Origin of the sequence: Patulibacter sp. (genome assembly GCF_030655195.1) — a bacterium.
Taxonomy (GTDB): Bacteria; Actinomycetota; Thermoleophilia; order Solirubrobacterales; family Solirubrobacteraceae; genus Patulibacter.
Window position 1 is genome coordinate 21501 of sequence record NZ_JAURWA010000099.1, and the last position, 25252, is coordinate 46752.

At 73.5% G+C, this 25252-nt stretch carries 23 protein-coding genes; 9 read left to right on the forward strand and 14 right to left on the reverse strand.

The window, feature by feature from the left end; all coding sequences use genetic code 11:
- The first annotated feature begins 49 nt into the window (after positions 1 to 49).
- The 5 genes from Q7T67_RS10255 (at position 50) to Q7T67_RS10275 (ending at position 4638) form a co-directional block, all read left to right on the forward strand.
- On the forward strand, positions 50 to 1618 hold the full coding sequence (locus tag Q7T67_RS10255) for a DUF2142 domain-containing protein (protein WP_304788719.1): 1569 nt from the start codon (positions 50 to 52) through the stop codon (positions 1616 to 1618).
- Positions 1611 to 2441: a hypothetical protein gene (locus Q7T67_RS10260; RefSeq protein ID WP_304788721.1), complete on the forward strand. Its 831-nt coding sequence runs from the start codon at positions 1611 to 1613 to the stop codon at positions 2439 to 2441. Before Q7T67_RS10255 ends, Q7T67_RS10260 begins: the two co-directional genes overlap by 8 nt.
- 144 nt (positions 2442 to 2585) lie before the next feature.
- Positions 2586 to 3344, forward strand: a complete 759-nt coding sequence (locus tag Q7T67_RS10265) for a glycosyltransferase family 2 protein (RefSeq protein WP_304788723.1) — start codon at positions 2586 to 2588, stop codon at positions 3342 to 3344.
- Entirely contained in the window at positions 3344 to 3757 is a 414-nt protein-coding gene (locus tag Q7T67_RS10270) for a DUF2304 domain-containing protein (RefSeq protein WP_304788725.1), read from the forward strand. Before Q7T67_RS10265 ends, Q7T67_RS10270 begins: the two co-directional genes overlap by 1 nt.
- Positions 3758 to 3807: 50 nt before the next feature.
- On the forward strand, positions 3808 to 4638 hold the full coding sequence (locus tag Q7T67_RS10275) for a bifunctional 2-polyprenyl-6-hydroxyphenol methylase/3-demethylubiquinol 3-O-methyltransferase UbiG (RefSeq protein ID WP_304788727.1): 831 nt from the start codon (positions 3808 to 3810) through the stop codon (positions 4636 to 4638).
- Between the two features lie 100 nt (positions 4639 to 4738).
- Here the strand turns inward: Q7T67_RS10275 and Q7T67_RS10280 are convergent, their stop codons facing one another.
- Both Q7T67_RS10280 and Q7T67_RS10285 read right to left on the reverse strand, forming a co-directional pair.
- The gene (locus tag Q7T67_RS10280; RefSeq protein WP_304788729.1) at positions 4739 to 5464 is read right to left on the reverse strand and encodes a cytidylyltransferase domain-containing protein; all 726 of its coding nucleotides are present in this window, start codon (positions 5462 to 5464) and stop codon (positions 4739 to 4741) included.
- Positions 5461 to 7104, reverse strand: coding sequence for a hypothetical protein (locus Q7T67_RS10285; RefSeq protein WP_304788731.1), 1644 nt, complete (start codon positions 7102 to 7104; stop codon positions 5461 to 5463). Before Q7T67_RS10285 ends, Q7T67_RS10280 begins: the two co-directional genes overlap by 4 nt.
- A gap of 58 nt (positions 7105 to 7162) precedes the next feature.
- Between Q7T67_RS10285 and Q7T67_RS10290 the strand changes: the two genes are divergently transcribed.
- Positions 7163 to 8218: a glycosyltransferase family 2 protein gene (locus Q7T67_RS10290; RefSeq protein WP_304788733.1), complete on the forward strand. Its 1056-nt coding sequence runs from the start codon at positions 7163 to 7165 to the stop codon at positions 8216 to 8218.
- 19 nt (positions 8219 to 8237) lie between these two features.
- Here the strand turns inward: Q7T67_RS10290 and Q7T67_RS10295 are convergent, their stop codons facing one another.
- Genes Q7T67_RS10295 through Q7T67_RS10325 form a run of 7 tightly spaced genes read right to left on the reverse strand, consistent with a single transcriptional unit; the run spans position 8238 to position 16673 of the window.
- Entirely contained in the window at positions 8238 to 9473 is a 1236-nt protein-coding gene (locus Q7T67_RS10295; protein ID WP_304788735.1) for an acyltransferase, read from the reverse strand.
- Entirely contained in the window at positions 9470 to 10606 is a 1137-nt protein-coding gene (locus Q7T67_RS10300; RefSeq protein ID WP_304788738.1) for an acyltransferase, read from the reverse strand. The genes Q7T67_RS10295 and Q7T67_RS10300 overlap by 4 nt, the downstream gene beginning before the upstream one ends.
- A 5-nt stretch (positions 10607 to 10611) precedes the next feature.
- Positions 10612 to 11664: an N-acetylneuraminate synthase family protein gene (locus tag Q7T67_RS10305; protein WP_304788741.1), complete on the reverse strand. Its 1053-nt coding sequence runs from the start codon at positions 11662 to 11664 to the stop codon at positions 10612 to 10614.
- 52 nt (positions 11665 to 11716) lie between these two features.
- Positions 11717 to 13021: an aminotransferase class III-fold pyridoxal phosphate-dependent enzyme gene (locus Q7T67_RS10310; protein ID WP_304788742.1), complete on the reverse strand. Its 1305-nt coding sequence runs from the start codon at positions 13019 to 13021 to the stop codon at positions 11717 to 11719.
- Positions 13018 to 14169, reverse strand: coding sequence for a UDP-4-amino-4,6-dideoxy-N-acetyl-beta-L-altrosamine transaminase (gene pseC, locus Q7T67_RS10315; RefSeq protein WP_304788745.1), 1152 nt, complete (start codon positions 14167 to 14169; stop codon positions 13018 to 13020). Before pseC ends, Q7T67_RS10310 begins: the two co-directional genes overlap by 4 nt.
- Entirely contained in the window at positions 14166 to 15149 is a 984-nt protein-coding gene (gene pseB / locus Q7T67_RS10320) for a UDP-N-acetylglucosamine 4,6-dehydratase (inverting) (RefSeq protein WP_304788748.1), read from the reverse strand. Before pseB ends, pseC begins: the two co-directional genes overlap by 4 nt.
- A 51-nt stretch (positions 15150 to 15200) precedes the next feature.
- Positions 15201 to 16673 carry a bifunctional UDP-2,4-diacetamido-2,4,6-trideoxy-beta-L-altropyranose hydrolase/GNAT family N-acetyltransferase gene (locus tag Q7T67_RS10325; RefSeq protein ID WP_304788749.1) on the reverse strand — a complete coding sequence of 491 codons (1473 nt, stop codon included), beginning with the start codon at positions 16671 to 16673 and terminating at the stop codon, positions 15201 to 15203.
- A gap of 118 nt (positions 16674 to 16791) precedes the next feature.
- On the opposite strand from Q7T67_RS10325, the gene Q7T67_RS10330 reads away from it, so the two are divergent.
- Together Q7T67_RS10330 and Q7T67_RS10335 are read left to right on the forward strand one after the other, a co-directional pair.
- On the forward strand, positions 16792 to 17694 hold the full coding sequence (locus tag Q7T67_RS10330; protein WP_304788750.1) for a glycosyltransferase family A protein: 903 nt from the start codon (positions 16792 to 16794) through the stop codon (positions 17692 to 17694).
- Positions 17691 to 18557, forward strand: a complete 867-nt coding sequence (locus tag Q7T67_RS10335) for a glycosyltransferase family A protein (protein WP_304788752.1) — start codon at positions 17691 to 17693, stop codon at positions 18555 to 18557. Before Q7T67_RS10330 ends, Q7T67_RS10335 begins: the two co-directional genes overlap by 4 nt.
- Before the next feature lie 37 nt (positions 18558 to 18594).
- On the opposite strand, the gene Q7T67_RS10340 is transcribed toward Q7T67_RS10335, so the two are convergent.
- The 5 genes from Q7T67_RS10340 to Q7T67_RS10360 all read right to left on the reverse strand — a co-directional run bounded on the left by Q7T67_RS10340 (position 18595) and on the right by Q7T67_RS10360 (position 24551).
- Positions 18595 to 19938 carry a hypothetical protein gene (locus Q7T67_RS10340; RefSeq protein WP_304788754.1) on the reverse strand — a complete coding sequence of 448 codons (1344 nt, stop codon included), beginning with the start codon at positions 19936 to 19938 and terminating at the stop codon, positions 18595 to 18597.
- A 10-nt stretch (positions 19939 to 19948) separates the two neighbouring features.
- Complete coding sequence (locus tag Q7T67_RS10345) at positions 19949 to 20794, reverse strand: hypothetical protein (protein WP_304788756.1); 846 nt, start codon at positions 20792 to 20794, stop codon at positions 19949 to 19951.
- Positions 20795 to 20802: 8 nt separating this feature from the next.
- Complete coding sequence (locus Q7T67_RS10350) at positions 20803 to 21759, reverse strand: hypothetical protein (protein WP_304788757.1); 957 nt, start codon at positions 21757 to 21759, stop codon at positions 20803 to 20805.
- 128 nt (positions 21760 to 21887) lie between these two features.
- Entirely contained in the window at positions 21888 to 23510 is a 1623-nt protein-coding gene (locus tag Q7T67_RS10355) for an oligosaccharide flippase family protein (RefSeq protein WP_304788759.1), read from the reverse strand.
- A gap of 63 nt (positions 23511 to 23573) precedes the next feature.
- Positions 23574 to 24551, reverse strand: a complete 978-nt coding sequence (locus Q7T67_RS10360; protein ID WP_304788761.1) for a Gfo/Idh/MocA family protein — start codon at positions 24549 to 24551, stop codon at positions 23574 to 23576.
- Between the two features lie 357 nt (positions 24552 to 24908).
- Here Q7T67_RS10360 and Q7T67_RS10365 point away from each other — a divergent pair.
- Positions 24909 to 25252 (forward strand): hypothetical protein (locus Q7T67_RS10365; RefSeq protein WP_304788763.1); only part of this gene is annotated, 344 nt, incomplete at its 3' end.

Consider the following 25252-nt stretch of genomic DNA (forward strand, 5'->3'; position numbering starts at 1 on the left):
GTACACCTGGGCGGCACGGGGGCGCATCCGGGAGCTATGGTTGCGGCCGATGCGCTCCGTCCTGCCGGCGCGGCGTCGTCCGGCAGCTGGCGAGCCGACGACCCCCGCGCGTCGCATCAGCGTCCCGCGGCCGCTGCTGCTCCTCCTCTTCGTCGTTTTCGTCACGACGAGCACGTGGGCCTTCGCCACCCCCGCCTGGCAGGTCCCGGACGAGCCGCAGCACTTCGGCTACGCGGAGACGCTGGTCGAGCAGGGCGGCAAGCCGACGCGGGGAGACGCCGAGGACCCCGCGGCGCGCATCGCCGGCATCCCCGCCAGTGGGCAGTACGGCGAGATCTCCCGCCAGTCGCGCGACGCGATGGCCCAGAGCAACGGCTACCCCGTCGCCTTCAACACGTACGCGAAGCCGCCGTGGAGCTCGGAGGCCCAGCGCCGCTACGACGCGATCGCCGACCGGGGCAGCCGCAAGGACGGGGGCCGACGGACCGGCGCCACGGGCTACCCGCCGCTCTACTACGCGATCGAGACCATCCCGTACCGGCTCGCGTCGTCGGGCACCGCGATCGACCGCCTCTACGCGATGCGCTGGGTCTCCGGGCTCTGGGCGCTGGTCGGGACGATCGGTGCGTGGCTGCTGGCCGGCGAGGTCTTCCGGCGTCGCCGCCTGCCGCAGCTCGCCGCCGCCGCGACGATCGGCCTGTGGCCGATGATCTCCTTCCTCTCGGGCGGGGTGAACCCGGACGCGATGCTGACGGCGCTGTCGCTGCTCGTCCTGTGGCTGGCGGTCCGCGTCGCGCTGCACGGCACGACGTGGAGACCGGCGCTCGCGCTGCTCGTCCTCGTGGGGGCGGCGACGGCGACGAAGGTCTCCGGTGCTGCGCTCGCTCCCGCGGCGGCCTTCGCGATCCTCTACGGCCTGCCGGTGGTGCGATCGCGGGTCGGGGCCAGCGTGCCCCGGCTGCTCGGCCTGGTCGCGGCGCTGGTGGTGGGTGCGCTGGCCGTCGTTTTCGTCGGCGGCGCCCTGAAGGTCTTCCCGCCCCAGCTGCAGGTGATCGCCGACACCCGGCCGAACCTCCGCGAGTTCGGCTCCTACCTGTGGCAGTTCTACCTGCCGAAGCTGGCCTTCATGGACGACATGGTGTTCCAGTACCCGGTGGTTTCCGAACGGCCCGTCCTGAACCTCTGGATCGGGTCGTCGTGGGGGGCCTTCGGGTGGGTGAACGTGTGGTTCCCGCGCTGGGCGATGCACCTGTTCCTCGCGATCACGGTCCTGATCGGCGTGGCCGCCGCCCGGGCGGGGCGGATCGGCTGGAAAGGGCGCGAGCGCGAGCGCAGCGCGCCGTTCGCGGCGGCAATGGTCGTGCTGGCGATCGCGGCGCTCGGCGTCTTCGGCGGCGTGCACCTGCAGGACTTCATCAACGGCACCGACGGCAACCTGCCGTTCGCCCAGGGGCGCTACCTGTTCCCGGTCGCCGGCATCGGCGCACTCGCCGTCGGAGCGGCCGCCATGGCCTTCCCGCGGCGCCTGCGCCCGGGAGCCGCCGGAGGCTGGCTGGCGTTCCTGGTGGTGCTGCAGATCGCCGCTCTGGCGCTGACGGCCACGAGGTACTATGCGTAGGTCGTCGATCGCCGTCGGGGTCGCCATGCTGGTGGTCCTCGTCAGCGGCGCCCTGGTGCTCGTCGACCGCGGCAGCAAGGGCCGCGAGGACCAGCCGGTCCGCTTCGGCGTCCTCGCCAAGAAGTCGATCGGCCTGCTGCCGGCAGGCAACGAGGCGTGCCAGTCCCCCGTCGACATCGACCGCGCGGTGAGCCAGGTCGGGCTGGCGGTCGACACCGCGGGGCGACCGGGGCCCGCCCTCGAGGTCTCCGTCCGCGACCTCCGCACCCGCCGGGTGCTGCAACGGGCCCGCGTTCCCGGCGGCTACGAGATCGCCCTCGGTGGATTCGTGACCGCACCCCTCGAGGCGGCGGTCACCCCCGAGCGGTCGGTCGCGGTCTGCGCCCGGAACCTGGGCCGCCGGAGCCTCTCCCTCGTGGGCGACAACACCGTCGACTACAGCGTCGCGCTCGACGGTCGTCGAGAGCTCGACGGTGACTGGGGCGTCTTCTTCCCGCTCGCCGAGTCCGGTCGGCGCACGTATCTCGAGATGGCCTCCGACATGGTGCGGCGGGCCACGGTGCTGCGCCCGGGGATCGTGACGCCCGTCTTCTACGGGGTGATGGCGCTGCTGCTGGTCGTCGCCGCACCGCTGCTCCTGTGGCGCGCCATCGTCGCGGCGGGCGACACCGATGACCGGCTGGCGACGACCCCGGGGCCCCGGCCGGAACCCCCGACGGTGGACGACGACGCGCGGGCCGCCACGGCAGGCACCGACGGCCCCTCGCGGTCGGATGCCCCCCGGGACGACGGCACCGGCGGCCCCGTGCCCGACCCGCGCTGACGGGGACGACCGGCACCGGTCGGGAAGGCTCCGCGAGGCCGCCGGGTTGGCGATAGGCTGCTGGACGGTCCGCGACGCGTGTGTACGCCGGTCCCACCACGCCGGTCCCACCACGCCATGTCGACCGCCCCGCCAACCTGCGCCATGTTCCGCGTCCTCGCCATCGTGCCCGCCTACAACGAGGCGGAGGCGATCGCGGGCACGGTCCGCCACGTGCGCGAGACGCAGCCGGACATCGACCTCGTGGTCATCGACGACGGCTCGACCGACGGCACGGGGGACCGTGCTCGCGACGCCGGGGCCCGCGTGCTGCAGATGCCGTTCAACCTGGGCATCGGCGGGGCCGTCCAGGCGGGGTACCAGTACGCCCGCGAGAACGGCTACGACTATGCCGTGCAGATCGACGGCGACGGTCAGCACGACGCGGCCTTCGTGACCGACCTGCTCGCGGCGCTGCGCGCCGACCCGAACCTCAACATGGTCGTCGGGTCGCGCTTCGTCGACGGGGCCGGGCACGACGGGTTCCGCTCCTCGGCGTCCCGCCGCGCGGGCATCCGCCTGTTCTCGGCGGTGCTGTCGCGGATCGTCGGGCAGCCGGTCACCGACCCGACGTCGGGACTGCGGATGACCGACCACCGCGCCATCGACCTCTTCGCCCGGGACTACCCCCACGACTACCCCGAGGTCGAGGCGATCGTCCTGATGCACGCCCACGAGCTGCGCAGCGCCGAGATCCCGGTAATCATGCGCGAGCGCCAGGGCGGCACCTCCTCAATCGGCACGATGCATTCCGGCCTCTACATGGTCAAGGTGCTGCTCGCCGTCTTCATCGGGCTGATGCGCGCACGGCCGACGCCCGTCCCGGGCGGCGCCGCTCCGGTCGCGGCGGAGCGCAACCTCTGATGGGCACGCGGCTCCAGATCGTCTCGATCTTCGTGACGCTCGGGCTCTTCGGCATCGTCTTCGAGCTCGTCCGCCGTCGTCGGCTGATGGAGCGCTACGCCCTTCTCTGGCTGTTCTCGACGGTCGTGCTGCTGGCGCTGTCGGTCTGGGGCGACGCGCTCGAGACGATCTCGAGGGCGACCGGCATCGTCTACGGCCCGTCGGCGCTCTTCGCGGTCGCGTTCGGGTTCGTCCTGATGCTGCTGCTGCACTTCTCGCTGGTGCTGTCGAAGCTCTCCGACCAGTCGAAGGTGCTGGCCCAGGAGGTCGCGCGGCTGCGCGAACGGGTCGGTCGGCTCGAGACCGAGCGCGACGAGCTGCTCGAGCGGGCGGGGCGTCGCGACGACGCGCACGAGACCGCCGACGCCCGCTGAGCCGCGGGCCCGCGGGACGGCGTCCCGGTCGGTTCCGCGAAGATGGGCCGATGGCTGAGCACGAGGGCATGGACGGCATCGCGGCGGCGTACGAGGGGCTTGAGACGACCTTCGCCGACGACGGCGCGCTCGACGCCTACCGTCGCTCGGCGCTCGAGCGGCACGTCGCGCAGGGCGACGTCGTCGCGGCCCTGCTGCCCCCGGACGCCACGGTCCTCGAGATCGGCACCGGCAACGGCCGGCTGCTGATCGACCTGGCCCGTCGCGGCCTGCTGGCATCGGCGCTCGGGGTGGACCTCGCGCGGTCGCGGATCGCCTTCGCCGAGCAGTGGGCGACGGACGACGGTGCGGCGGGCCTGCGCTTCGCGGCCGGGGACGCGCTGACGATGGACCTCGGCGGGGCGGGGGAGTGGGACGCGGCCATCGTCATTACCGGCGCGCTCGCGTACTTCGACGCCGTCGCCCCCGGGTCGGCTCGAGCCCTGCTCGACCGCCTGCGCGACGGTCTGAAGCCGGGCGGGCGGCTTGTGCTCGAGCTCTACCCGCACCCGTCGTGGCGTCAGCTCCTCGACGACGCGGAGGACGGCCGCGCGCGGCTGTGGTCGGAGCTCCCGGACGGCGATCCGTGGCGCTTCTACCTCAGCGACCTGCACCTGGACGGGGAGACCGGAGTCCTGACGCACCGCAAGACCTTCGTGCACCGGACAACGGGCGAGATCGACGAGGGCCGCCGCGAGGCCCTGCGCCTGTACGCGACCGACGACCTCGTCGCGCTGCTGCACGACGCGGGCTTCGGCGAGGTCGAGACGTTCGCGGGCTGGGACGGCGCCCCGTACGACGACGGCGAGCTGCTCGTCGTCACCGCGGTCCGGGCCGACTGAGCCCACCGGCCCGGCCGGGTCCGTCACGGTGCGGCGGCCGACCGGGACGCTCGCCCCCGGGCCGGCGGCCCGCAGGCGCCGCACGCAGCCCGGACCCGGGTCAGCCGCGCAGGCCGTCCTCGGCGAGGCTCGGCGCGCGGGTGACGGCCCGGCGGATCTCGGCGGTGTCGGCTTCGTGGCGCCGCGGGCCGAGGCGACCCACGACCTCGCGGACGAACGCCATGTCTTCCGCGGTGTCGACGGTCCACCGAAGGGGCCCGAGCGTCGCGTCGGTGATCGGTACCGCAGCGGCGGGCCAGCGGCCGGGGTCGTTGCGCAGGCCGAGGGTCACGTGCTCGCGCTCCTCGGCGGTCGGGCCAGCGGCCGCGAGTGCGCGCAGCGCCCCGACCCGGAAGGCCTCCGCGTCGCTGCCGTCGGGAACGGAGCGCGGCAGGACGTTCTGAACGTAGGCGACGTCGGGGTCGTCCCGGAGGAGCGCAACGACGGCGTCGACGGCCGCGGGGTCGATCAGGGGGCAGTCGCCCGTCAGCCGCACCGCCACGTCGTCGTCGGAGCGGTCCGCGAGTGCCCCGACGAAGCGGGCCAGGACGTCGTCGAGGGGCCCACGGTGGACCGCGACCCCGAGCTCGGCCCCGAGTGCCGCGACGGGGTCGTCCGACCGCTCGTCGCTCGTCGCGAGCACGACCCCGCCCAGGCTCCGGGCGGCCTCGAGCCGGCGCAGCATGAGGGCGAGCATCGGCTCGCCGTGGACGTCGGCGAGGACCTTGCCCGGCAGCCGCGAGGACGACGCGCGGGCCTGAACGACGGCGAGGGCGGAGCCGCTCACGCCAGCGCGAGCTCGTCGGGCAGCAGCAGGTCCTCGCCGTCGAGCAGGCGGTCGGCGACCCAGTCCAGGTGGGCGTCGCCGCCCGGTCGCAGCCGCTCCGGCGTCGCGTCGATCGCGCTGACCTTGCCCGCCTGCACCGTGACGGACCGCAAGGGCACGAAGCCGCGGTAGAAGAACGTGAAGGCGTACCGCAGGGCCAGCTCGCGCTGCTCGTCGTTGAGTCGTCCGGGGGGGTCGGCGAGCAGACGGGTCAGGTCGTCGGGTCCCTCGACGTCGTAGGTGAAGCCGCGACCGCGGTAGTGGACGTCCCCGCCGACGAGCACCGGGAAGCCCGCGGTGGCGGCCTCGAGCCCGATCGTGGTCGTGTAGCCGAGGACGAGGTCCGAGGCGTCGAGCAGGGCGTAGGAGCCGAGCGGCTGGTCCGGGCCGATGACGTGCGCCGTTGCCGGCAGGACGCCGCCCAGACGCTCGAGGAGTGCCGCCTCGACCGTCTCGCGGGTCCGCCAGCGGGTCTCGGCGGGGTGGATGCGGATCACGAGGTGCATCCCGTCGATGGCGGCGACGCCGCGGACCGCCCGCTCGATGAAGTCCATCATCCCCGCGAACCCCACGTCGCGGCCGAGCGCGGCGGAGTCCCAGGTCAAGTTCGTGAACAGGCTGGCGAGCCGGGCGCCAGGAGGGATCCCGACGGCCGCCCGCAGGCGTTCGTGATCGTCCTCGACCGACGTGAAATACGACTCGTGCGCGCCCCGGCCGCTGGCGCGGTCGTCGAGCAGCCCCGTGACGGCGGCCCGCTGCTCGGGCTCGAGCGGACGGTCCCGGCACACCGACCACGCGTGGTCGGTGTCGTACTCCGGCGCGGGCGCCTCCTGTGAGAACGCCAGGGCGCCCGCCCGCGGGGAAATCTCGTACGTCGGGCAGCGGATCCCGCGGGCCTTCGCGGCCTCCCGGAGCGCGTGCTCAGCGGAGAAGAGGCCGTTGACGGTGAACAGGACGTCGGGGCGCAGGCGGTCCAGCAGCTCCTCGGCCACCCCGGCCACCCCGTCGACGCCGGCTTGGAGATCGGTGCCGACCGCTGCGCCGTCCGGGGCGTCCCCGGGAACGCTCGTGCGCAGGATCCAGGCGCGGGAGATCTCGACGGCGTCCGCGGAGACCTCGGTGGGCGAGGGGGCGCGGCGGCCGTCGCCGCCCCAGGGGAGCAGGTCGGCCAGCCGCTCGTGCTCGAGCCCGAGCCGCTCGGCGACGCCGGCGGTGTGCGGGGCGCAGCGGTCGCACGGGCGCGGCCAGGCCCTCCGGCCCCAGCCCATCTCGCACAGCGGGAGGCCGCCTCCGCAGGTCAGTAGGGTGACCCGCGCACCGCGCATCCGCAGCGCCGCCGCGACGACCGCCTCGAACGCGTTGTGGTCGGGCCAGCCCCGCAGGGCGACGAGGAGCACGTGCGGGCCCGTCGCCGGGGGCGCCTCGCGTCGGACGACGTCGCCGAGCCGCTCGAGGTCCGCGAACGCGGTGACGCGCCGCAGGAACGCGCGGTCCAGCGGCCGCCGAAGACGTGCCGCGGCACGGTCCACGAGGTCGGGATGCTCGAAGACGTAGGCGTTGCCGGCCGCCGAGAGGCGGCTGCGCACGGAGGGTGGCAGCATCTGGCGGCAGAGCTTAGTGCGATGGACCCGTCCCGGACCGTCACGCCGCCGCCCCGCCATGCCTCCCGCCGCTCGCCCCGCCCCGTCCGTCAGCGCCGTCCTCGTCGGCTACCGCGAGGACCTCGACGACCTCCGCCGGGCGTTCGCGTCGCTGCGCGCCCAGAGCGCCGGGGTGCCCGAGATCGTCTACGTCGACCAGCGCGAGGGCGACGACTGGGCCGCCCGGGTCCGGGCGCTCGAGCCGGCGGCGACCATCGTGGGGCTGGGGCAGAACGCCGGGTACGTCGAGGCCTGCCGCGCAGGGGTCGCGGCGGCGACGGGCGAGCGGATCTTCTTCCTGAACACGGACGCGGCGGCGGCACCGGACTGCCTGGAGCAACTCGCGGTCTGCCTCGACGACGACCCGACCGCAGCACTCGCGGGCGCCCAGGTGCTGCTCCCGGGCGGCCGCGAGGTCAACGCGGGCGACAACCCGGTGCACCTCTCCGGGATTGCCTGGGCCGGGCGCTGGGGCGAGGCCCCGGAGGACGGACCGCCCCGGGAGGTGGCCTCTGCCTCGGGCGCCGCGATCCTCGTCCGACGCGAGGCGTTCGAGGCGCTCGGAGGCTTCACCCCCGGCTTCTTCATGTACTACGACGACGTCGACTTCGCCTGGCGCGCGTGGCTGGCCGGGTGGAGGGTGCTCCTCGTTCCGATGGCCGTCGTCGAGCACGACTACGTCTTCGAGAAGGGCGACTACAAGTGGCGGTGGCTGGAGCGCAACCGCCTGTGGTGCGTCCTGGCGCACTTCGAGGCGCGGACGCTCCTCCTGCTCGCGCCGCTGCTCCTCGCGATCGAGCTGGCGATCGTCGCGGGGGCGGTCCAGGGCGGGTGGATCCGGCCGAAGCGCGCTGCGTACGGCGAGCTGTGGCGCTCGCGCCGGGCCCTGCGCGAACGCCGGGCGTACGTGCAGGCCACCCGGGTGGTGGGCGATGCGACGTACCTGCGGCTGATGCACCCCGCCCTGGACTCGCCCGTGTTCCCGCCGGCCGCCGCGCGGCTGACCGCACCGGCGCTCCGGCTCTACCGCTGGGTCGTGCTGCGGTTCGTCGGGAAGGGCACCGGCCGCCTCTGAGCGGAGGGGCGTGCGGCGCTCAGCCGCGGGCTGCGCCGGGGTGCGGCTGGGCGGCGGGGTCGAGCTCCGCGCGGTCGTCGGGGTGGGTGAGGACGGACGGAGGGGCGGCCAGCGGGGGGTTCAGGCGGTTCTTGAGGGTCAGGGCCGGGGCTTCGATCAGGTGCCAAGAGAGCACGGCCAGCACCGCCGTGGCCGGCAGCGAGATCGCGAACATCGCCCATCCGCTCGTCGGCTCGATCACCTTCGACACCGTCTGCTGGACCGGGAACGCCCACACGTAGAGCCCGTAGGAGTAGTCGCCCAGGCGGGCAGGCCAGCGGATCAGATGGTGGGTCCGGTAGGCGAGCAGCAGCACCAGGTACGGGATCGCCCAGGCGGTCGACGTCTCGATGACCTCGGGCGACCCGAGGAAGATGCAGCAGAGCCAGGCGGTCGCGAGGATCGCCCCGAAGGTCCAGCGCATCGGCACCCACCGGGCGGCGGCGAAGAGTCCCGCCCCGATCGCGAACGCGGCGAACGGCTTCAGCTGCGTCGCGTACCCGCCCAGCGACGCCTGGTACGCGGCGGCGGGCGTGGCCTGGATGTCGACGAGCATGGCGATCCCGTGGTTGGCGCCGGGGACAGCGTCGCGCACGTCCTTGAGCAGCAGGGCCGCGATCAGCACGGCCACCGGGACCATCAGCAGGCGGAACCGCGGCCGAAGCAACCCGAGCAGCCCGAGGACGGCGATGAAGCAGTAGGCCTTGAACTCGAGCGGCAGGGTCCAGAGCGACCCGTTGACCGCGCCGGGGTAGACGACGTCGCCGAACACACCCGGCAGGCCGTAGGTGGTCTGCAGCAGGGCGTTCTGGAGGACGAACGCCTTCGTCCCCGGGTCGTCGACGTACGCGCGGAACGGCAGGACGGTGACGAGCGGGCCGAGCACCAGCGCGCAGACCACTAGCGATGCGAGCAGCGCCGGCCACAGCCGGAGCGCCCGCTTGAACAGGAACGGCAGCAGCCGCGGCTCGTAGGCCCAGCTTCGCGCGATCAGGAAGCCGCTGATCGAGAAGAAGACGAGGACCCCGAACGCGCCCCAGTCGAGGTTGAGCGGCTGTGGTTGCCGGGTGACTGTGAGCGCGAACGAGTGCGCGAAGAGGACCGCGAGCGCGCCGAACAGCCGCAGCAGGTCGAAGTTGTTGGCGCTGCGCCCGTGCTTGGCCGCCTCGTCGAGACGCCCGTCGGGGTGGAGGAGGCGACCCAGGAAGGACCTCACGCGTCGGTCCGTCCGCCGGCGGCGATGGGCCCTGGGCCCGGATCTGCCCGCCGTCGCCCGTCGGCGCGACGCGCGAGCATCGCGGCCCCCCGACGCATGATCGGCAGCTCGAGCAGCACGTACGACGCGACCGAGACGACGACGGCCACCAGCACCGACACGGGTCCGGGCCACCCGAGTCGCAGGACGACCATGTGCCATAGGTAGAGGCCGTAGCTGATCAGGCCGAGGAACTGCAGCGGGCGCCACGCCAGCCAGGGTAGGCGTGCCGACGCGCCGATCACGGCTGCGGAGGCCAGGGCCGTCACGAGGTAGACGTCAGGGTCGACCACTCCGCCCTCGTAGGACACGTAGAGCACGATCGCGAGCCCGGCGATCCCGACCCAGCGGTTGATCGCGATCGGGAACAGCGCCAGGAGCGCCCCGACGCCGAGTGCGTCCCACCGAAGTCGCGTCACGATGGTCTCGGCCGATACCCCCGGTGCGTGACGGGCCAGCACGGTGGCCACGATTGTTGCGACCGCGACCGCACCTGCGAGCTTGATGCCGTGGCGCCGGCCACCGAGGCGCAGCGCGACGTAGAGGAGCGCCGGCCAGACGAGGTAGAACTGCTCCTCCACGGCCAGCGTCCAGGTGTGACCGAGGAAGTTGTCATTCGGAAACAGCGGGAAGTTCGACGTGTAGGTCACCGCCGCCCAGATCGAGTTGGCCGCGAGGTGCCGCTCGAGACCGGGACCGTCCTTGGTCAGCAGGATCGCGACGCCGTAGACGAAGCAGACGCTGAGGAGGGCCGGGAGCAGACGGAGGGCCCTGCGCGCGTAGAAGGTCGGCAGCCCTCGGACGCCGCGGTCGGACCACCCACGCACGAGGATCCCCGTGATGAGGAAGCCCGAGAGCACGAAGAAGAGCTGCACGCCCATCTCGCCCCCTCCGGGCAGCACGGACGGCGCACCCGCGTAGAACGGCCGGTTGTAGGGCGACACCCCGTTCCAGGCGTGCGCAATGACCACCAAGGCGACCGCGATGCCCCGCAGGCCGTCCAGCTCCGGACGTCGCCCGGGGGCTGGGCGGAGAGCCGACAGCACGGTTCCCGCTCCGCCGGGACGCAACCGGCCGCGGAGCGCCTCGAGCATCGCGGCTACACCATCTCCCAGGTGACGATCTCGTCGAACGGGATGTCCACGCGGGCGACGCGGCCGACGACGAGCTGCAGGTCGCGCGGCTTGATGCCGAAGCCGGGGCGCTTGACGGTGAGCATCGCCTCGGTGATCTCAGTGCCCTTCGGGATCTCGACCGCGGCGATGACGGAGCGGCGCGCGTTGCCGTGCATCTCGCTGGCCTCGAGGGCGGACGGGCCCTCCATGCGGCCGTTGCCGAGGGCGGTCTCGACCTCGCGCACGTTCGCCACCAGGGCCTTCAGCTCGTCCGGCTCGATCGCGAACGGGTGGTCGGGGCCTGGGCGATCGCGGGAGAGGGTGAAGTGCTTCTCGAGGACGTCCATCTGCAGCGCCGCCGCGCCGGTCGCCGTCGCGATCCCGGTGGTGTGGTCGCTGAGCCCGGCCGGGACGCCGAACGCCTGACGCAGGGTCGGCATCGCGCGGAGGTTCATGATCTCCGGCGGCGAGGGGTAGACCGACGCGCAGCGCAGGAGCGCGACGTGCGGGTTGCCCGCGCGGGCCACGGCGGCGAGCGCCTCCTCGATCTCGCCGTAGGTGGCCATCCCGGTCGAGAGGATGATCGGCACCCCGGCGCCGGCGGCGTGCTCGATCAGGCCCAGGTCGACGATCTCGAACGACGCGATCTTCATCGCCGGGACGCCGAGGGCCTTCAGCTGGTCCACGGCGGCGCGGTCGAACGGGCTGGAGAAGAAGTCGATCCCCCGCTCGCGGGCGTGCTCCGCCAGGAGCGGCTGCCACTCGCGCGGCAGGGCGATGTCGTCGAGCAGCTGCTGCGGCGTGCGGTCGTCGTCGAGGTAGTCGAACGCCGGGGTGCGGCTGGAGTAGAGGTCCTGGCCCGTGTAGGTCTGGAACTTGACCGCGTTCGCGCCCGCTTCGGTGGCGACGTCGATCAGCTCGCGTGCGACGTCGAGGTCGCGGTCGTGGTTGGCGCCCGCCTCGGCGATCACGTAGCACGGCGCGCCGCCGCCGACGGGGGTGCCGCCGATCTCGAAGGTCTCGGCGAAGGTGTTCATCGGAGGGCTCCGGAGGTGGGGGAAGCGGGATGGCAGCCCGAGTGGCGACGAGTCACCGGACGGCCCGGAACGCAGGTGAGAGGGCGTCAGCCTCCAGCAGGGCCAGGACGCCCGCCGCGCCGCCCGACGACAGCCCGCGGGCGAGGGCCGAGAAGCCCGCGTCGTAGGCGTCGGCGACCTGCTCGAGGTCCTCGTCGCTGTGCGCGAGGCAGATGAAGTTGTTGCCGTTGTAGAGCACGCCGCGGCGGGCCATCTCCTGCTGGACCAGGCTCTTGGCCCAGAGACCGTCGGCCCCGTCTGGCTCGCTCACGAGCACGAGCGTGCGGGGATCCTCGCCGGAGACGGACACCAGGTGACTGAGGTCGTGCGTCGCGACGGACACCTCGACGCGGGCCCGCAGCCACGCCCCGGCGCTGTAGAGCCGCGCGTAGGCGTCGGCGTCGAGGACACCCAGCGTCGCCCGGGCGGCCGCGAGGGAGAGGATCTCGCCGCCGTGGGTGCCCGAGAAGAAGACGTCGTTGAGGACGTCCATGTGCTCGGCGCGGCCCGCGAGCGCGCTGATCGGCATGCCGTTGCCCAGCGCCTTGCCGAACGCGACGAGGTCGGCCTGGACGCCGTAGCGCTCCTGTGCGCCGCCCCGGCCCAGGCGGAAGCCGGTGATGACCTCGTCGAAGACCACGAGGGCGCCGTGCTCGTGCGCCAGGTCGATCACGCCCTGCAGGTAGCCGTCGGCGGGGACCTCCGCGCCGCTGGGCTCGAGCACGACCGCGGCGACGAGTCCGCGGCGCGCCTCGAGGCGCTCGCGCAGCCCTTCGAGGTCGCCGTAGGGGAACGTGCCGGAGAGCTCCTTGACCGCCGCCGGGACGCCCAGGTCGCGGGTCGTCGTGGCGATGAACCAGTCGTGCCAGCCGTGGTAGCCGGCGGCCAGGACGTGATCCCGCCCCGTGACGGCGCGCGCCAGGCGGACGGCCGCGCTCGTGGCGTCGGAGCCGGTCTTGCCGAAGCGGATGCGCTCGACCCCGGGGACGCGGTCCAGGACGAGCTCGGCGACCTCGAGCTCGATCGGGTGGGGCAGGGTGAACGTGATGCCGTCCTGCAGCTGCTTCGTGATCGCCTCGGTGACGACCGGGTGCGCGTGGCCGAGGATGATCGGCCCGAGGGCCATCGGCAGGTCCACGTAGCGGTTGCCGTCGACGTCCCAGACGTGCGCGCCGGCACCGCGGGCCAGGAAGGCCGGCGCGATGCCCTGCATCCACTGGGTCGGGTTCTTCGACAGCGTGTGGGTCCACGCCGGGACCAGCGACGCCGCCCGCTCTCGCAGTCGTGCGGACTCGGGCAGGCGGACGTCGTCGGTCATGCGGGGAGGCTGTCCTTCAGGTCGAGGACGACGCGAAGCACGTCATCGTCGGTCATCAGCGGGAACAGGGGCAGCGAGATCGCACCCCAGTAGTAGGCCTCGGCGTGCGGGCAGTCCTCCTGCGGGACGCCGAGCCGGTCGCGGTAGTAGGGCAGGCGGTAGACCGGCACGTAGTGCACCTGGCAGCCGACGCCGCGCTCCTGCAGGCCCTCGAACGTGGCGCGGCGCGCAGCGCCGCCGCCTTCGACGTGGACGACGAAGAGGTGCCGGCCGTGGCGGGAGTCCTCGGGTGCCTCGGGCGGCAGGGTGATCCGCGGCTCGTCGGCGAGCAGCTCGCGATAGCGGGCGGCCAGCGCGTTGCGGCGGTCGACGAACTCGTCCAGGCGGGTGAGCTGGCTCTCGCCGAGCGCGCACATCACGTCGGTGATGCGGTAGTTGAAGCCCAGCTCCTGCATCTCGTAGTACCAGGCACCCTCGTCCGCGGACGGGTGGATGTCCTGCTTCGTGATGCCGTGGGTGCGGAAGATGCGCAGCCTCCGGGCGAGCTCGTCGTCCTCGGTCGTCGCCAAGCCGCCCTCGCCGGCGGTGATCGTCTTGGCGGGGTGCAGCGAGAAGCACGTGATATCCGCGCCGCCGGGCCCGCCGACGGGCCCGCCGTGGCGGTGCGCGCCCAGGGCGTGGGCGGCGTCCTCGATGACGACGACGCGGTCGCGCACGCCGTCGAGCGGGGCGAGGTCGACGGGCAGGCCGGTGAAGCTGACCGGGACGATCGCCTTCGTGCGCTCGTTGACCGCGGCGGCGGCCGCGGCGGTGTCGAGGTTCCACGTGGCCGGGTCGATGTCGACGAAGCGCGGCGTGGCGCCCTGGTAGAGCGCGGCGTTGGTGGACGCCGCGAACGTGATCGGCGACGAGATCACCTCGTCGCCGGGGCCGACGTCGGCGGCGAAGATCGCGGCGTGCAGCGCGGCGGTGCCGGAGCTGAACGCGACGCAGTGCTTCGCACCGGTTCGCGCGGCGACGGCGCGCTCGAACGATTCGACGCGCGGGCCCTGGGTGATGAACGGGTCCCGCAGCGCCTCGACGACCGCGGCGACGTCGGCCTCGTCGATGTCCTGGCGGGCGTAGGGGAGCGGGGCCCCGCGGGTCATACGGCGGCGGTGACGTCGTCCGCCCACTCGCGGAGGTCCTCGACGCCGAGCCACACGGTGTTGTTGTCGGACGAGTAGCGGTAGCCGATCTCGGGCGTCGTGCCCTCGTGCGTGACCGTCGGCCACGACGCGTACTCCGGCAGGATTACGAAGCGCTCGTCCTGCTCGACGGAGTGCCGCGACTCGTCCTCGGTCAGCATGACCTCGTGGAGCTTCTCGCCGGGGCGGATGCCGGTGATCTCGATCTTGGCGTCCGGCGCGAGCGCGTCGGCGATGTCGGTGACGGTCATCGACGGGATCTTCGGCACGAAGATCTCGCCGCCGCCCATCGAGTCCAGCGCGGCGAGGACGAAGTCGACGGCCTGGTCCAGCGTGATCCAGAAGCGGGTCATGCGGTCGTCGGTGATCGTCAGCGTGCCGGTCTTGGCCTGGGCCTTGAAGAGCGGCACGACGGAGCCGCGCGAGCCGACGACGTTGCCGTAGCGGACGCACGCGAAGCGGGACGCGACGTCGCCGGCGTAGGCGTTGCCCTGGACGACGATCTTCTCCATGCACAGCTTCGTCGCGCCGTACAGGTTGACCGGGTTGACGGCCTTGTCGGTCGACAGCGCGAGCACCGTCGGGACCTCGTTGGTCAGCGCGGCGCTGACGACGTTCTCGGCGCCCAGGACGTTGGTCTGGACGGCCTCGAAGGGGTTGTACTCGCAGGCCGGGACCTGCTTCATCGCGGCGGCGTGGATCAGGACGTCGACGCCCTTGGTCGCGCGCTCGAGGCGGGCGAGATCGCGGATGTCGCCGATCAGGTAGCGCAGGCGTGGGTCGTCGCCGATGCGTCGCTGCATCTCCGACTGCTTGAGCTCGTCGCGGCTGTAGACCCGCACGGCCTTGGGATCGTGGTCGGCGAGGAGCCGATCAATGAAGCGGGAGCCGAAGGATCCGGTCCCGCCCGTCACGAGGATGGTCTTGCCGTTGAGGTCCATGGGCGTGCGGCTGGGGAGGGGTCGGGAATGCACCCAAACCGACCCGTGACCCTATCGAACGGCTTCGAGCGTGCGCCATGCGCCATGGGTGCCCGCCGGCCGGTACCCGGCCGCGCCGAACGCCCGCAGCGACGCCGCGTTGTCGGCGTGGACCAGGGCGGTCACGCGACGGAGCGCGGGGCGACTGGAGAGCTCGCGCTCGGTGCTCTCGCGCAGGATCCGCCGACCGAGGCCGGTCGCCCGCGCGGCAGGGTCGACCGTGACCGAGATCTCGGCCTCGGCGGACCCCGCATCCCGGTCGAAGCGCACGGTGGCCACGGGCACGCCGCCCCGCTCGACGACGAGGAGCGTGCGATCGGGATCCGCGAGCACCCGGCGGAGCCAGCCCGCGTGCTCGTCGGCTGCGATCGGGTCCGACGAGACGCTGACGGCGCGCACACCCGGATCGTTGCGCCAGCGACGCAGCAGATCGGCGTCGGCCGTCGTGGCCGGGCGTTGGCGGAGGGGCTCCGGGGGATGGTCCCCCGCGACGAGCGCCAGCAGGGCGTCCCGCACCCGGGCGGCACCGTGGCCGTCGACCAGCGCGGGACCACGGGACGGCAGCGACGAGCCGGCGAGCCCGCCGGCCGCGTCCCGGGCCGCGGCGAACCCGTCGGCGACGGCCGCCCGCGGGCCCGGGCCTCCGACGCCGAGCGGTCCCGCCGCGGGCGCGACCGCCGGGCTCGAGTGTCGCCGCGGCTCTCCCCGCACGTCCAGCACCGGCGTCAGGGGTGCGAACACGCGACCGACGCGCTCCTGGTTGTCGACGAGGACGACGAGCAGCGCGGCGGTGCCCGCCGCGCTCGCCTCGTACGCGGTGACGCTCGCGCCGCAACAGATGCCCGAGACCTCGCCGAGCACGTCCTGCAGTCCCGGCAGCGGTCCCACGTGCTCCACGCCCGGACGCGGCTCGGGGACGAGGGCGCCCGCGACGAGGAGCCGCTCGTGGCCGGCGTCCAGGAGCGCGCCGAGCAGCGGCTCCAGCGCCGTAGTGCCGACCGTCGAGCCGCCCAGCGCCACGAGCAGGCCGCCGTCGTGGGGCCCCTGCCGGGCCGCGGCGACCCGGGGGTCCAGCGGGGCGTAGTCCGGGCCGCAGAGGGCGATCCCGGCGCTGGCCGGAGGGACGGCGTCGAGGTGGTAGTCGAGGTAGGCGGCGCCCGGTGGGGGCGGGGTGGGGTCCAGCGCGTCGCGGACGACGACGAGCGGCCGGAGCGCGGCGGCGGCGCGGCGCTGCCCGTCGCCCTGGCCGTAGACGTCGACGAGCGCGGCTTCGACGTCCGCGGGGATCCCGCACGGCTCGTCGCGCGCAGGCGGGCGGCGGGCGACGCCGGCGTGCTCGAGCAGGCGCAGCGCCACGCCGTCGTGGTCACCGACCATCACCGGCTCGTGGCCGGCCCGCGCCAGGGCATGGGCGACGGGCAGGCAGCGACCGACGTGCCCGGCCCCGAGCACGTCGCCCCCGTCGCAGCGCAGCGCGATCAACATGCGCGCAACGGTAGGGATCGCCGGCCGCCGCGGGCGGGCAGGGCGCGCTCGTCGCCGCCGGGCGGCGGTCGCCCACCGGCGCCCGGTCGGCCGCGCGCGACGCTCTAGGCTCCCGGCCGTGCCCCGCGTCAGCGTCATCGTCCCGGCGAAGGACTCCGCCGCCACGATCGGTCGCGCGCTGCGGTCGGTCGCGGCCCAGACGTTCGAGGACTGGGAGGTCGTGCTCTGCGACGACGGTTCCTCCGACGACACGGCCGACGTCGCCCGGGCGACGCTCGGGGACCGCGTCACGGTCGTCCGCCACGACGCGGCCCAGGGTCCCGCGGCCGCGCGCAACCGGGCGATCCGCGACGCGCGCGGCGAGCTGATGGCGTTCCTGGACGCCGACGATGAGCTCGCGCCCGTGTTCCTCGCCGTCCAGGTCGCCCGCTTCGACGAGGAGGTCGCCGCGGGCCGCGCCGACGTGGGGCTGCTCGCCTGCGACGCGCGCGTCGCAGGCGACGGCGTCCCGCCGGGCCAGACGTACCTGGCGCAGTTCCGCGAGGAGGTCGAGCCGATGACGCTCGAGCGCGTGCTGCGCCGCAACTGCGTCTACGTCGCCACCGTCGTCCCGCGCCCGGTGGGCGAGGAGCTCGGCTGGTTCGCGCCGGAGCTGTTCGGCACCGAGGACCACGACTTCTGGGTGCGGATCCTCGAGACCGGCCGGCGCGCGGTGCTCAGCCGGCAGGTCCTGGCGACCTACCACCACTCCTCGGGCTCGGTCTCGTCGAACATCGCCAGCCAGGGCGTCAACAACCAGAAGACCTACGTGCGCGCGCTGGGCCGCGGCAACCTGCCGCCCGCCGCCCGCCGGATCGCGAAGCGCGAGGTCCGCTACAATCGGGCGATGGAGGCCGCTGCGAAGGCGTGGTTCGACCGCGACCTGAAGGCGGCGGTCCGAGCGGCACCGGTGCTGATCGCCGTCGCGCTGACCCGCCCGTCGCACTGGGGCGACTGGCTGAGGGTGCTGCGGTCGCGATGACGGGCACCCCGTCCGGCAACGACGACATCGCCGTCGTCATCGCCAACCACGACTACGGCGAGACCCTCGAGGAGGCCGTTAACAGCGCGCTCTCCCAGGACGGCGGTCCGCCGCGGGTGATCGTCGTCGACGACGGCTCGACCGATCCGCACACCCTCGAGGTCGTCGACCGCCTCGAGGCCCGCGGAGACGCGCACCTGCGGATCGTGCGACAGGCCAACACCGGCGCCGCGGGGGCCCGCAACGCGGGGATGCGCCTGGCCGACACGGCGTACCTGCTGGCGCTCGACGCCGACGACCGCCTGCCCGCCGACGCGCTGACGACGATGCGCGCGCCGCTGGACGCCGACCCCGCCCTGGGCTTCGCGTACGGGCGGATGCGCTTCTTCGGCACCTGGGAGGGCGAGATGGTGATGCCCGGCTACGACCCCTACGCGCTGCTCTACCGCCACACGATCGGCATGACCGCGCTGATGCGCCGCGAGGTCTTCGCGGCGACCGGCGGCTTCGACCCCGAGTTCCGCGGCTACGAGGACTGGGAGCACTGGCTGCACGCGCTCTCGGCCGGCTGGCGCGGCCGCCGCGTCGACGCCGTGACCCTCGAGTACCGCCGCCACGGCGCGACGGTCAACACCGCCGCGCGGAAGGCGTACCGCCACTGGTACCGCCGCCTGCGCCGGAAGCACGCCGCCGTCTACGCCCGCCGCCGCGAGCTGGCGAGGGAGTCCAACCTGGGTGCGGTCGGGCGCCTCGTGCACCGGGTCTACTGGGGGCCGCGGCCGATCCCTGCGGCGGTGGAGGCGCGGCTCTACGCCCTCGTCTTCCGGCCCGCGCGTCGCCGCCGAAGCGACGCCGCCGACTAACGCTCTCGGCGTCGACGGTGGCCGCAGTCGCCGGCCGCTAGGTCGACGGCGGGGTCCAGGCCCGCGCGGCCCGGCGCTGCCGGTGCTGAAGCAGCGCACGCCCCGCGGAGCGTCGGGCGGCACGCAGGCGTCGGCCGGGCCGCAGCGGACGGCGGCGCGCCGCGAGCGCCCGCCGGAGCTCCTGCGCCTCAGGGTTCCTCGCTGCGGCTGCCGCCCGGGCGTGCTGCCCGACGACGTCCAGCGCGCGCCGGGCCGCCCCGCCGTCCAGCGGCCCGAGGTAGATTTCCGAGACCCGGCGACGGCCCTCGGCGGTCGCCGGATCGGCCCGCCAGCCCCGGCGGGAGTCGATCAGTGGAGCCAGCCGGGCGGGGTCGTCGACCACGTCGAGGAGCTCCGGCCACTCGGCGAACGGGAGCAGCTCGCCCGCGAGCTTGCGCGCCTCGGGATCCCAGGCCGTGTAGGCAACCGGGCCGCCGGCGAGCATCGCCTCGAGCATGGCGGTGCTCTGGAATCCGACGACCGCGTCGGCGCCGAAGATCAGCGGGCGGACGTCCGCCGCGCCGTCGACGAGCACCACCGTCCGACCCAGGTGGTCGCCGAAGGTCTGCGCCAGGCGGGCCCGCATCCCGGAGACGTCCTGCTGCGGGTGCGGCTTGACCAGGACCCGCCAGCCGTCGTCGGCGAGGGTCCGGAGCCCCTCCTCGGTCTGCCGGTGCAGGCGTTCCCATGCGGGCTCGCCCTGGCCGTCGGTCGGATGGTACGCGTCCACCATGTAGGAGAGGAACAGGACCGTGGGCGCCGCGTCGGGGGCCCGCGCCGGCCACCGCTCTGGGTGGGCGAAGAGGTCGAACCGCGGCTGGCCCGTCACCGTGATGGTGGTGGCGGCGGCGCCGGCGTTCAGCCAGAACTCCTTGTGGTGCTCGCTGCAGACCGTCATGTGGTCGGCGATGGGCGGCGCGTAGCGCTGCACGTGCGCGGCGTGCTCGCGCATGGTGTTCGGCGAGATCGTCGTCTCCTTCTGGACGACGAAGAACGGGACGCCGAGCGCGTGGCACGCCTCGCGGGCGGCACGGACGTAGAAGAAGATGTCCGAGGGGAGCACGAGCGCGTCGAAGGGCTCGCGCGTGAACTCGTCCTCGAGGATCTCCCGCACGACGCCCGCCCAACCTTCGCGGGCGCCGGCATGCTCGTCGGCGGCGAACGCCTCGAGCCCCGACGCGACCGCCTCGGGGAAGACCCGCATCGCCTCCTCGCGCAGCGCGCGGTAGTCGAGGACGCGCAGCGACTCGCCGGGGCCCAGCGCCGCGCGCAGCGCCGCGAGGTCCTGGTCGAAGAAATGGTCGAGGGCGAGGAGGCGCAGGGGCACCGGCGCGTCGGGCACCGCTCAGCCCTCAGCCGTGGTGCAGCGACGGCGGACCGCCCGCGTACCGCATGATTACGTAGGGCTTGCCGTTGGTCGTCAGCAGCGGATCGAGGCCGATCCGGACCTGGCGGCCGGGGCCGGCCTCGCGCCACTGCTCGATCGCCGTCTGCGGGACGCGCACGCGGCGCAGCTCGCGCGGGGCGAGCGTCACACGCTCCTCCCAGAGCAGCGGACCGTCGGCGTCGAAGATCCCGACGCCGGTCTCTCCGGGCTCGGTGCCGTGGTTGACGGCGACGACCTGGACCTCGTCGAGCAGGTCGGCGTCCAGCAGGCGCCAGGACCGCCACGGCTCGCGCTGCGCCGGAGCGCGGCGCAGGTGCCACGCCAGGGGCGCGGTGGTCCCCTCGACGACGCCGCCCAGGACCTCGATCGAGTGGACGTACATGTAGTTCTCGGAGGCGTCGCGGTACGCCATCCAGAACGGGGTGTTGATGCCGACGCTCTCCGGCGACGGCAGATCCGCCATGCGCGCCCGCAGCGCGGGAGCGGGCTCCAGGTCGACGGCGACGAGGCCCTCGGTCGTCGTCGACGCGCCGAGCCGCTCGAGGATGTTGGCGACCTCGAGGAACATCGACCCGAACGCCGGCAGCTCGACGTCGGTGGTCCCGAGGGCCCGTCCGGACTGGTCGAACGCGCTGACGTGCGCCGTGGCCGTGGCGTCCGCCCCGGGCCAGAACGTCGAGTAGAAGTTCTGCAGGTGCACGCGGGAGCGCAGGCCCTCGGTCTCGATGAAGTAGTGGGCGTAGGGTCGCCGCGGCACGCGCCCGGCCTGGACGGCCCGCTCGTGCGTGCCCTCGACGATCCGCTGGCGCATGCCGACCATCAGGACCGCGCCCCCGCCGTGGCCAGCCGCGCCGACGTGAAGGCGTCGCCGTCGAACAGCTCCTGCTCGAGCCGCGCGTTGGCCTCGAGCCGCTTCTGCCCACCCCACGTGGAGAGGTAGAAGACGGGCGGCAGCGTGTGGTCGCACGCGATGCCGCCGCTGGCGGTGTTGCGCGTGAGGGACACCGGGACCACCGTGCCGTCCTTCGAGTACCCGATCAGCAGCCCGAGCCCGCCGGCGTTGCGGACGCGGTCCAGCGTGCCGTCCTGCTCCAGCACCTCGGTGACGCTGATCTGCCGGTAGGTCCAGGCGGGGACCGTGATCTGCGAGCGCGTCACCCGCGTGCCGTCGGGCAGGATGATCCAGAAGTCCAGGGTGACCGGGTCGGCGTAGTCGAACGACGTCGACACGTTCAGCAGCGTGAAGAGCGTGTCGACGCCCTCGGAGACGATGACCTTGGGCGCCTGCACGACGGTGCTGCGGGTCGACAAGAGACGCTTGTCGTTCAGCGGGCCGGTCTGGTACGCCACGCCGGTGATGACGCCCCGGGGCTCCTGGCGGAACTCGATGAAGTCGTCGGAGACCCGGATGTGCTCCATCAGGACGGCCGTGTCGACGTCGGTCGTCGCGACGCCGACGAGGTCGACGGGGACGAGGTGCAGGACGCCCAGCAGATCCTGGTCGTCGGGGGCACCGAGCTGCTCGATCAGCGGTCGGGTGTCGATCTTCGTGATCGCCCCCGGAGCCAGCCGGGCCAGGTCCTCGAGCGTGCCGATCAGCGTGCCCGCCGCGTCGAAGACGCTGAGCGAGAGCACCATCTCCGCAGCGTGGGGACCGGACGCGACGCCGTTGTTGACCGACACCGCGGTGCCGTAGCCCATGCGCCGCATCACCGGGAAGATGCACGGCCGCAGGAAGCGGGGATCGAACGCGGAGATGCTCTTCGGTGGGGCCATGGGTGGTGCCGGGATCCCCCGGGGGGTCGCCTGCAAGGACCGACGCAGCGTAGCGCGGCACCCGCGGGCGACAGGGCGGCGGGCTTGCGGGCCGGCCGGCACCCTCGCAGCGAGGCTGTCGGAGCCGGTCAGCGCGGGGTGATGTCCGGTCCGGCCGCCGCCGTGGGATTGGCCTGCGCTGCCGAGTCGCCCGGAGGGGGCGTCGTCGGCGGATCGTGGGGAGCTCCGCGACGAATCGCTCGGCGAAGCGTGGAGGCGAGCGCACGGCGCTCAGGCTCGGGAAGGCTGAGGCGCACGAAGATCGCGAGGTACGTCCCCACCGAGAGCAGGATCCACAGGCCGTCGAGGATGAGGCTGCCGACGTCGTCGAGGAGCCACAGCCCGACGAAGAGGACGGCCACCTGCGAGCCGGTGGGCAGGATCTGGGGAACCACGATCCGCCGCACCCAGTCGGTCGCGTCGACTTCGAACCGGCGGAGTGCGATGACGAGCAGCGGAACCCACCCGACGATGGTCGCGACGAGCGTGCCGAGCAGGACGCCCTCGACCTCGAGGGGGCCGACCAGCACGAGCGACACGGCGACGTTGACGGTCAGCATCCCGATGTTCGTCAGGAGGATCGGGCGGACGTTGCCCAGCGCGACCAGCATCGTCGTAGAGACCATGTGGAAGACGGCGAACGTGAGGTAGACGAGGAACAGTTGGGCCGACGTGATCGCGCCGTTGGCCTCGGGACCGATCCAGTCGCGGAGGAGTGGGCCGGCGAAGACGATCGCAGCCGTGGTGAACGGCAGGGACGCCGCGACGGAGTACGAGGTCCCCCGGAGCAACATGTCTCGCAACAGCGCCAGGTCGTTCCGAGCCTTCGCGACTGCGGGCACCAGCGCAGACACCGACATCGACTGGACGAGCGCGGCCGCCAGATGGACCTTGTTGGCGATCTCGTAGATCGCAACGAGTCGGGGTTCGGTCGCGACACCGAGGATCAGGCGGTCCATCTGTCGGTACGCGGTCCCGGTGAGTCGAAACACGAACACGCTGGAGCCGTAGCTAAGGAGCCGCCGGAGCTCCGAACGCGAGGCGTTCCCCGGCCAGACTCGGAGCCCCGTCACAGCACGGTGGGCGAGGAACCAGTACGCGAAGAACGCCCCGAGCGACGTCGCCACGTACGAGACGCCGAGGCCGATGATCCCATGATCGGTCAGGAGGACGATGATGGTCAGCACCGCGAAGGAGAGGGCCTTCGAGAGCTCGACCGCCTGATACGCGACGAAGTTCTGCGTTCCTTCGAGCACGGCGGTCAGCGCCCGCGACGGCATCTCGATCACGAGCTGGCCGCCGATGAGCGCGAAGGCGATCGTCGAGGCGTGGACCAGGCCCGGCGGCGCGTCGAAGAGCGAACTCAGGCTGGACGCCAGTGCGACCATCCCGATCGCGAGCAGGCCGCCGACGATCGCGAAGAACACGAGCGTCGTCGCGACGGTGCGATTGATCCCGGCGAGATCGTCGTCTCCTTCGGCCTCGGCGACGTAGCGGACCGTCGCCGCTTCGATCCCGAGATCCGACATCGCCGCGTACCCGCCCGCGAAGGACAGCGTCAGGGCGAGACTCCACACCCCGTAGGCGCTGAGGCCCAGCTGCGTGATCGTGAACGGCGTGATCAGGATGCCGATGGCCATCCCGACCGAGGCGCCGGCACCGTTGGCCAGGGTGTTGCGCACCAGGGTGCTGGCGGAGGTCGTCCGAGCCACGCCGGGCACCTTAGCCCTCCGGGTCCCGTCGCCCGCCCGACCCCGCCGGCGACCCCGCGGTGCTCAGCCCACCGCCACCCGCCGTCCGTCCGTCGACGCGACGCGGGCGGCATCGACCACCCGGACCGCGTCGCGACCCGCGTCGAGACCGCACAGCGGCTCGACCGGCCCGCCGGCCGCGGCGGCGAGGAAGTGCCGCATCTGACGGGCGTAGGTCTCCGCTGCCGGCGAGGGGGCGGGGACCACGCGGGTGCCCGCGTCGGTCGTCACCCGGACCTCGGCGGCCTCCCAGGCCCACGAGAGCGTGCCCTCGGTCCCGACGACCCGCATCCCGCGGCGGTAGTCGCGGTCCACGTAGTCGAGGGTGATCGTGCTGACCACGCCGCTGCGGTGCCCGAGCGTGAACAGCGCGACGTCCTCGACGTCGAGCTCGAGGTCCGAGAGACGGGCCAGCCGGGCGTCGACGTCCGCCGCCGGCCCCAAGATCCACGTCACGTAGTCGATCTCGTGGATCGCGTCGAGGGCCACGCCGCCGCCGAGCTCGCGACGCGCCGAGTAGGAGCGCCGGTAGTCGCTCGCGGGGCGCCACCCCGGAAGCCAGGATCCGCAGGTGGCGGACGCGGTGACGGGGCGGCCGATCTCGCCGGCGTCGAGCAGCCCGCGGATCGTGCGAGGACCGTCGTGGAAGCGCAGGTTCATCGCGACCGCGGCGACGAGACCACGGTCGGCCGCGAGCTCCGCGAGGCCCTCCCCCTCCTCGGCGGCGACGGCGACGGGCTTCTCGACGAGGACGTGGCAGCCGTGCTCGAGCGCGAGTCGCGCCTGGGCGGGGTGCGCGATCGACGGGCTCGCGATCACCGAGGCGTCGGCCCCCTGCAGCGCGAGCTCGGGGGTCTCGGCGCTCTCCGTGCCCGGCGCGTGGTGGCCCGTCGGGTCCCAGGCGACGACCTCGCATCCCTCGGCGAGGGCGAGGCCGGCGTGGCGGCTCCCGATCGAGCCCTGACCGAGGACCGCGACGCGGAGAGGGGTCGAAGTGCTCATCGCCCGCCGCCGCTCGGGGCGGGGTGCGGACGGCCAGGACCGCGGGAGGAGAGGTCGGTGCGTGGTGCGGACGACACCCCCGGAGCGTCGCAGCCGAAGGCCCCGGACACGGCCGAGGTGCCTCAACCCGCCCCGTGAGGACCCCCACAAAAGACCCCGCCCGGCGTGCCCTAGCGTGAACGACGGCGCTCGAGGGGTGTGGTGATCAGGACGCCACGCGGCCCGCCGGAGAGGTTCCGGCCCCCGACGCCTGCCGCGCACCGCCCGACCGGCGGTGCCCGCGTCCTCGCCGCTTCGGAGAGCTCCGGAGCGCGACGTGGCGCGCCACGCATCCGTCCACCGCGAGGTGATCATCACATGGGCACGAAGAACCGTCTCATCGCAGTCGCGGCCGCCTCGGCCGCCTTCGCCGGGCTCCCCAGCCTGGCCTCCGCCGCGCCGACCGGCGCGAAGGACCTCTCCGCAGGACTCGTCACCGCGTACGATACGGTCTACGACCGCGTCGTGAAGGTCGGCGGCGAGCCCGGCCGCAACATCGCTGAGGACGGCGTGCGCGAGGGCGGCGAGGCCCGTTCCGCCACCCGCAGCGAGGTCGTCGAGTCGCTCACGACCCTGCGCCGCATGCACGTCGACCTCAAGCCGGACAGTGCACAGGCGCAGGCCTCGCTGCAGGCGCCGACGACCGGCTCGCCGGCCCCGGC

What these genes read in the sequence shown, in the direction of transcription:
- Q7T67_RS10300 (WP_304788738.1), bottom strand. Translation starts at nt 10,606, where the DNA reads ATGCTCGAGGCGCTCCGCGGCCGGTTGCGTCCCGGCGGAGCGGGAACC.
- Q7T67_RS10325 (WP_304788749.1), bottom strand. Translation starts at nt 16,673, where the DNA reads ATGTTGATCGCGCTGCGCTGCGACGGGGGCGACGTGCTCGGGGCCGGG.
- Q7T67_RS10350 (WP_304788757.1), bottom strand. Translation starts at nt 21,759, where the DNA reads ATGGCCCCACCGAAGAGCATCTCCGCGTTCGATCCCCGCTTCCTGCGG.
- pseB (WP_304788748.1), bottom strand. Translation starts at nt 15,149, where the DNA reads ATGGACCTCAACGGCAAGACCATCCTCGTGACGGGCGGGACCGGATCC.
- Q7T67_RS10305 (WP_304788741.1), bottom strand. Translation starts at nt 11,664, where the DNA reads ATGAACACCTTCGCCGAGACCTTCGAGATCGGCGGCACCCCCGTCGGC.
- Q7T67_RS10290 (WP_304788733.1), top strand. Translation starts at nt 7,163, where the DNA reads ATGCCTCCCGCCGCTCGCCCCGCCCCGTCCGTCAGCGCCGTCCTCGTC.
- Q7T67_RS10260 (WP_304788721.1), top strand. Translation starts at nt 1,611, where the DNA reads ATGCGTAGGTCGTCGATCGCCGTCGGGGTCGCCATGCTGGTGGTCCTC.
- Q7T67_RS10265 (WP_304788723.1), top strand. Translation starts at nt 2,586, where the DNA reads ATGTTCCGCGTCCTCGCCATCGTGCCCGCCTACAACGAGGCGGAGGCG.
- pseC (WP_304788745.1), bottom strand. Translation starts at nt 14,169, where the DNA reads ATGACCCGCGGGGCCCCGCTCCCCTACGCCCGCCAGGACATCGACGAG.
- Q7T67_RS10255 (WP_304788719.1), top strand. Translation starts at nt 50, where the DNA reads ATGCGCTCCGTCCTGCCGGCGCGGCGTCGTCCGGCAGCTGGCGAGCCG.
- Q7T67_RS10270 (WP_304788725.1), top strand. Translation starts at nt 3,344, where the DNA reads ATGGGCACGCGGCTCCAGATCGTCTCGATCTTCGTGACGCTCGGGCTC.
- Q7T67_RS10360 (WP_304788761.1), bottom strand. Translation starts at nt 24,551, where the DNA reads ATGAGCACTTCGACCCCTCTCCGCGTCGCGGTCCTCGGTCAGGGCTCG.
- Q7T67_RS10275 (WP_304788727.1), top strand. Translation starts at nt 3,808, where the DNA reads ATGGCTGAGCACGAGGGCATGGACGGCATCGCGGCGGCGTACGAGGGG.
- Q7T67_RS10310 (WP_304788742.1), bottom strand. Translation starts at nt 13,021, where the DNA reads ATGACCGACGACGTCCGCCTGCCCGAGTCCGCACGACTGCGAGAGCGG.
- Q7T67_RS10285 (WP_304788731.1), bottom strand. Translation starts at nt 7,104, where the DNA reads ATGCTGCCACCCTCCGTGCGCAGCCGCCTCTCGGCGGCCGGCAACGCC.
- Q7T67_RS10345 (WP_304788756.1), bottom strand. Translation starts at nt 20,794, where the DNA reads ATGCGCCAGCGGATCGTCGAGGGCACGCACGAGCGGGCCGTCCAGGCC.
- Q7T67_RS10335 (WP_304788752.1), top strand. Translation starts at nt 17,691, where the DNA reads ATGACGGGCACCCCGTCCGGCAACGACGACATCGCCGTCGTCATCGCC.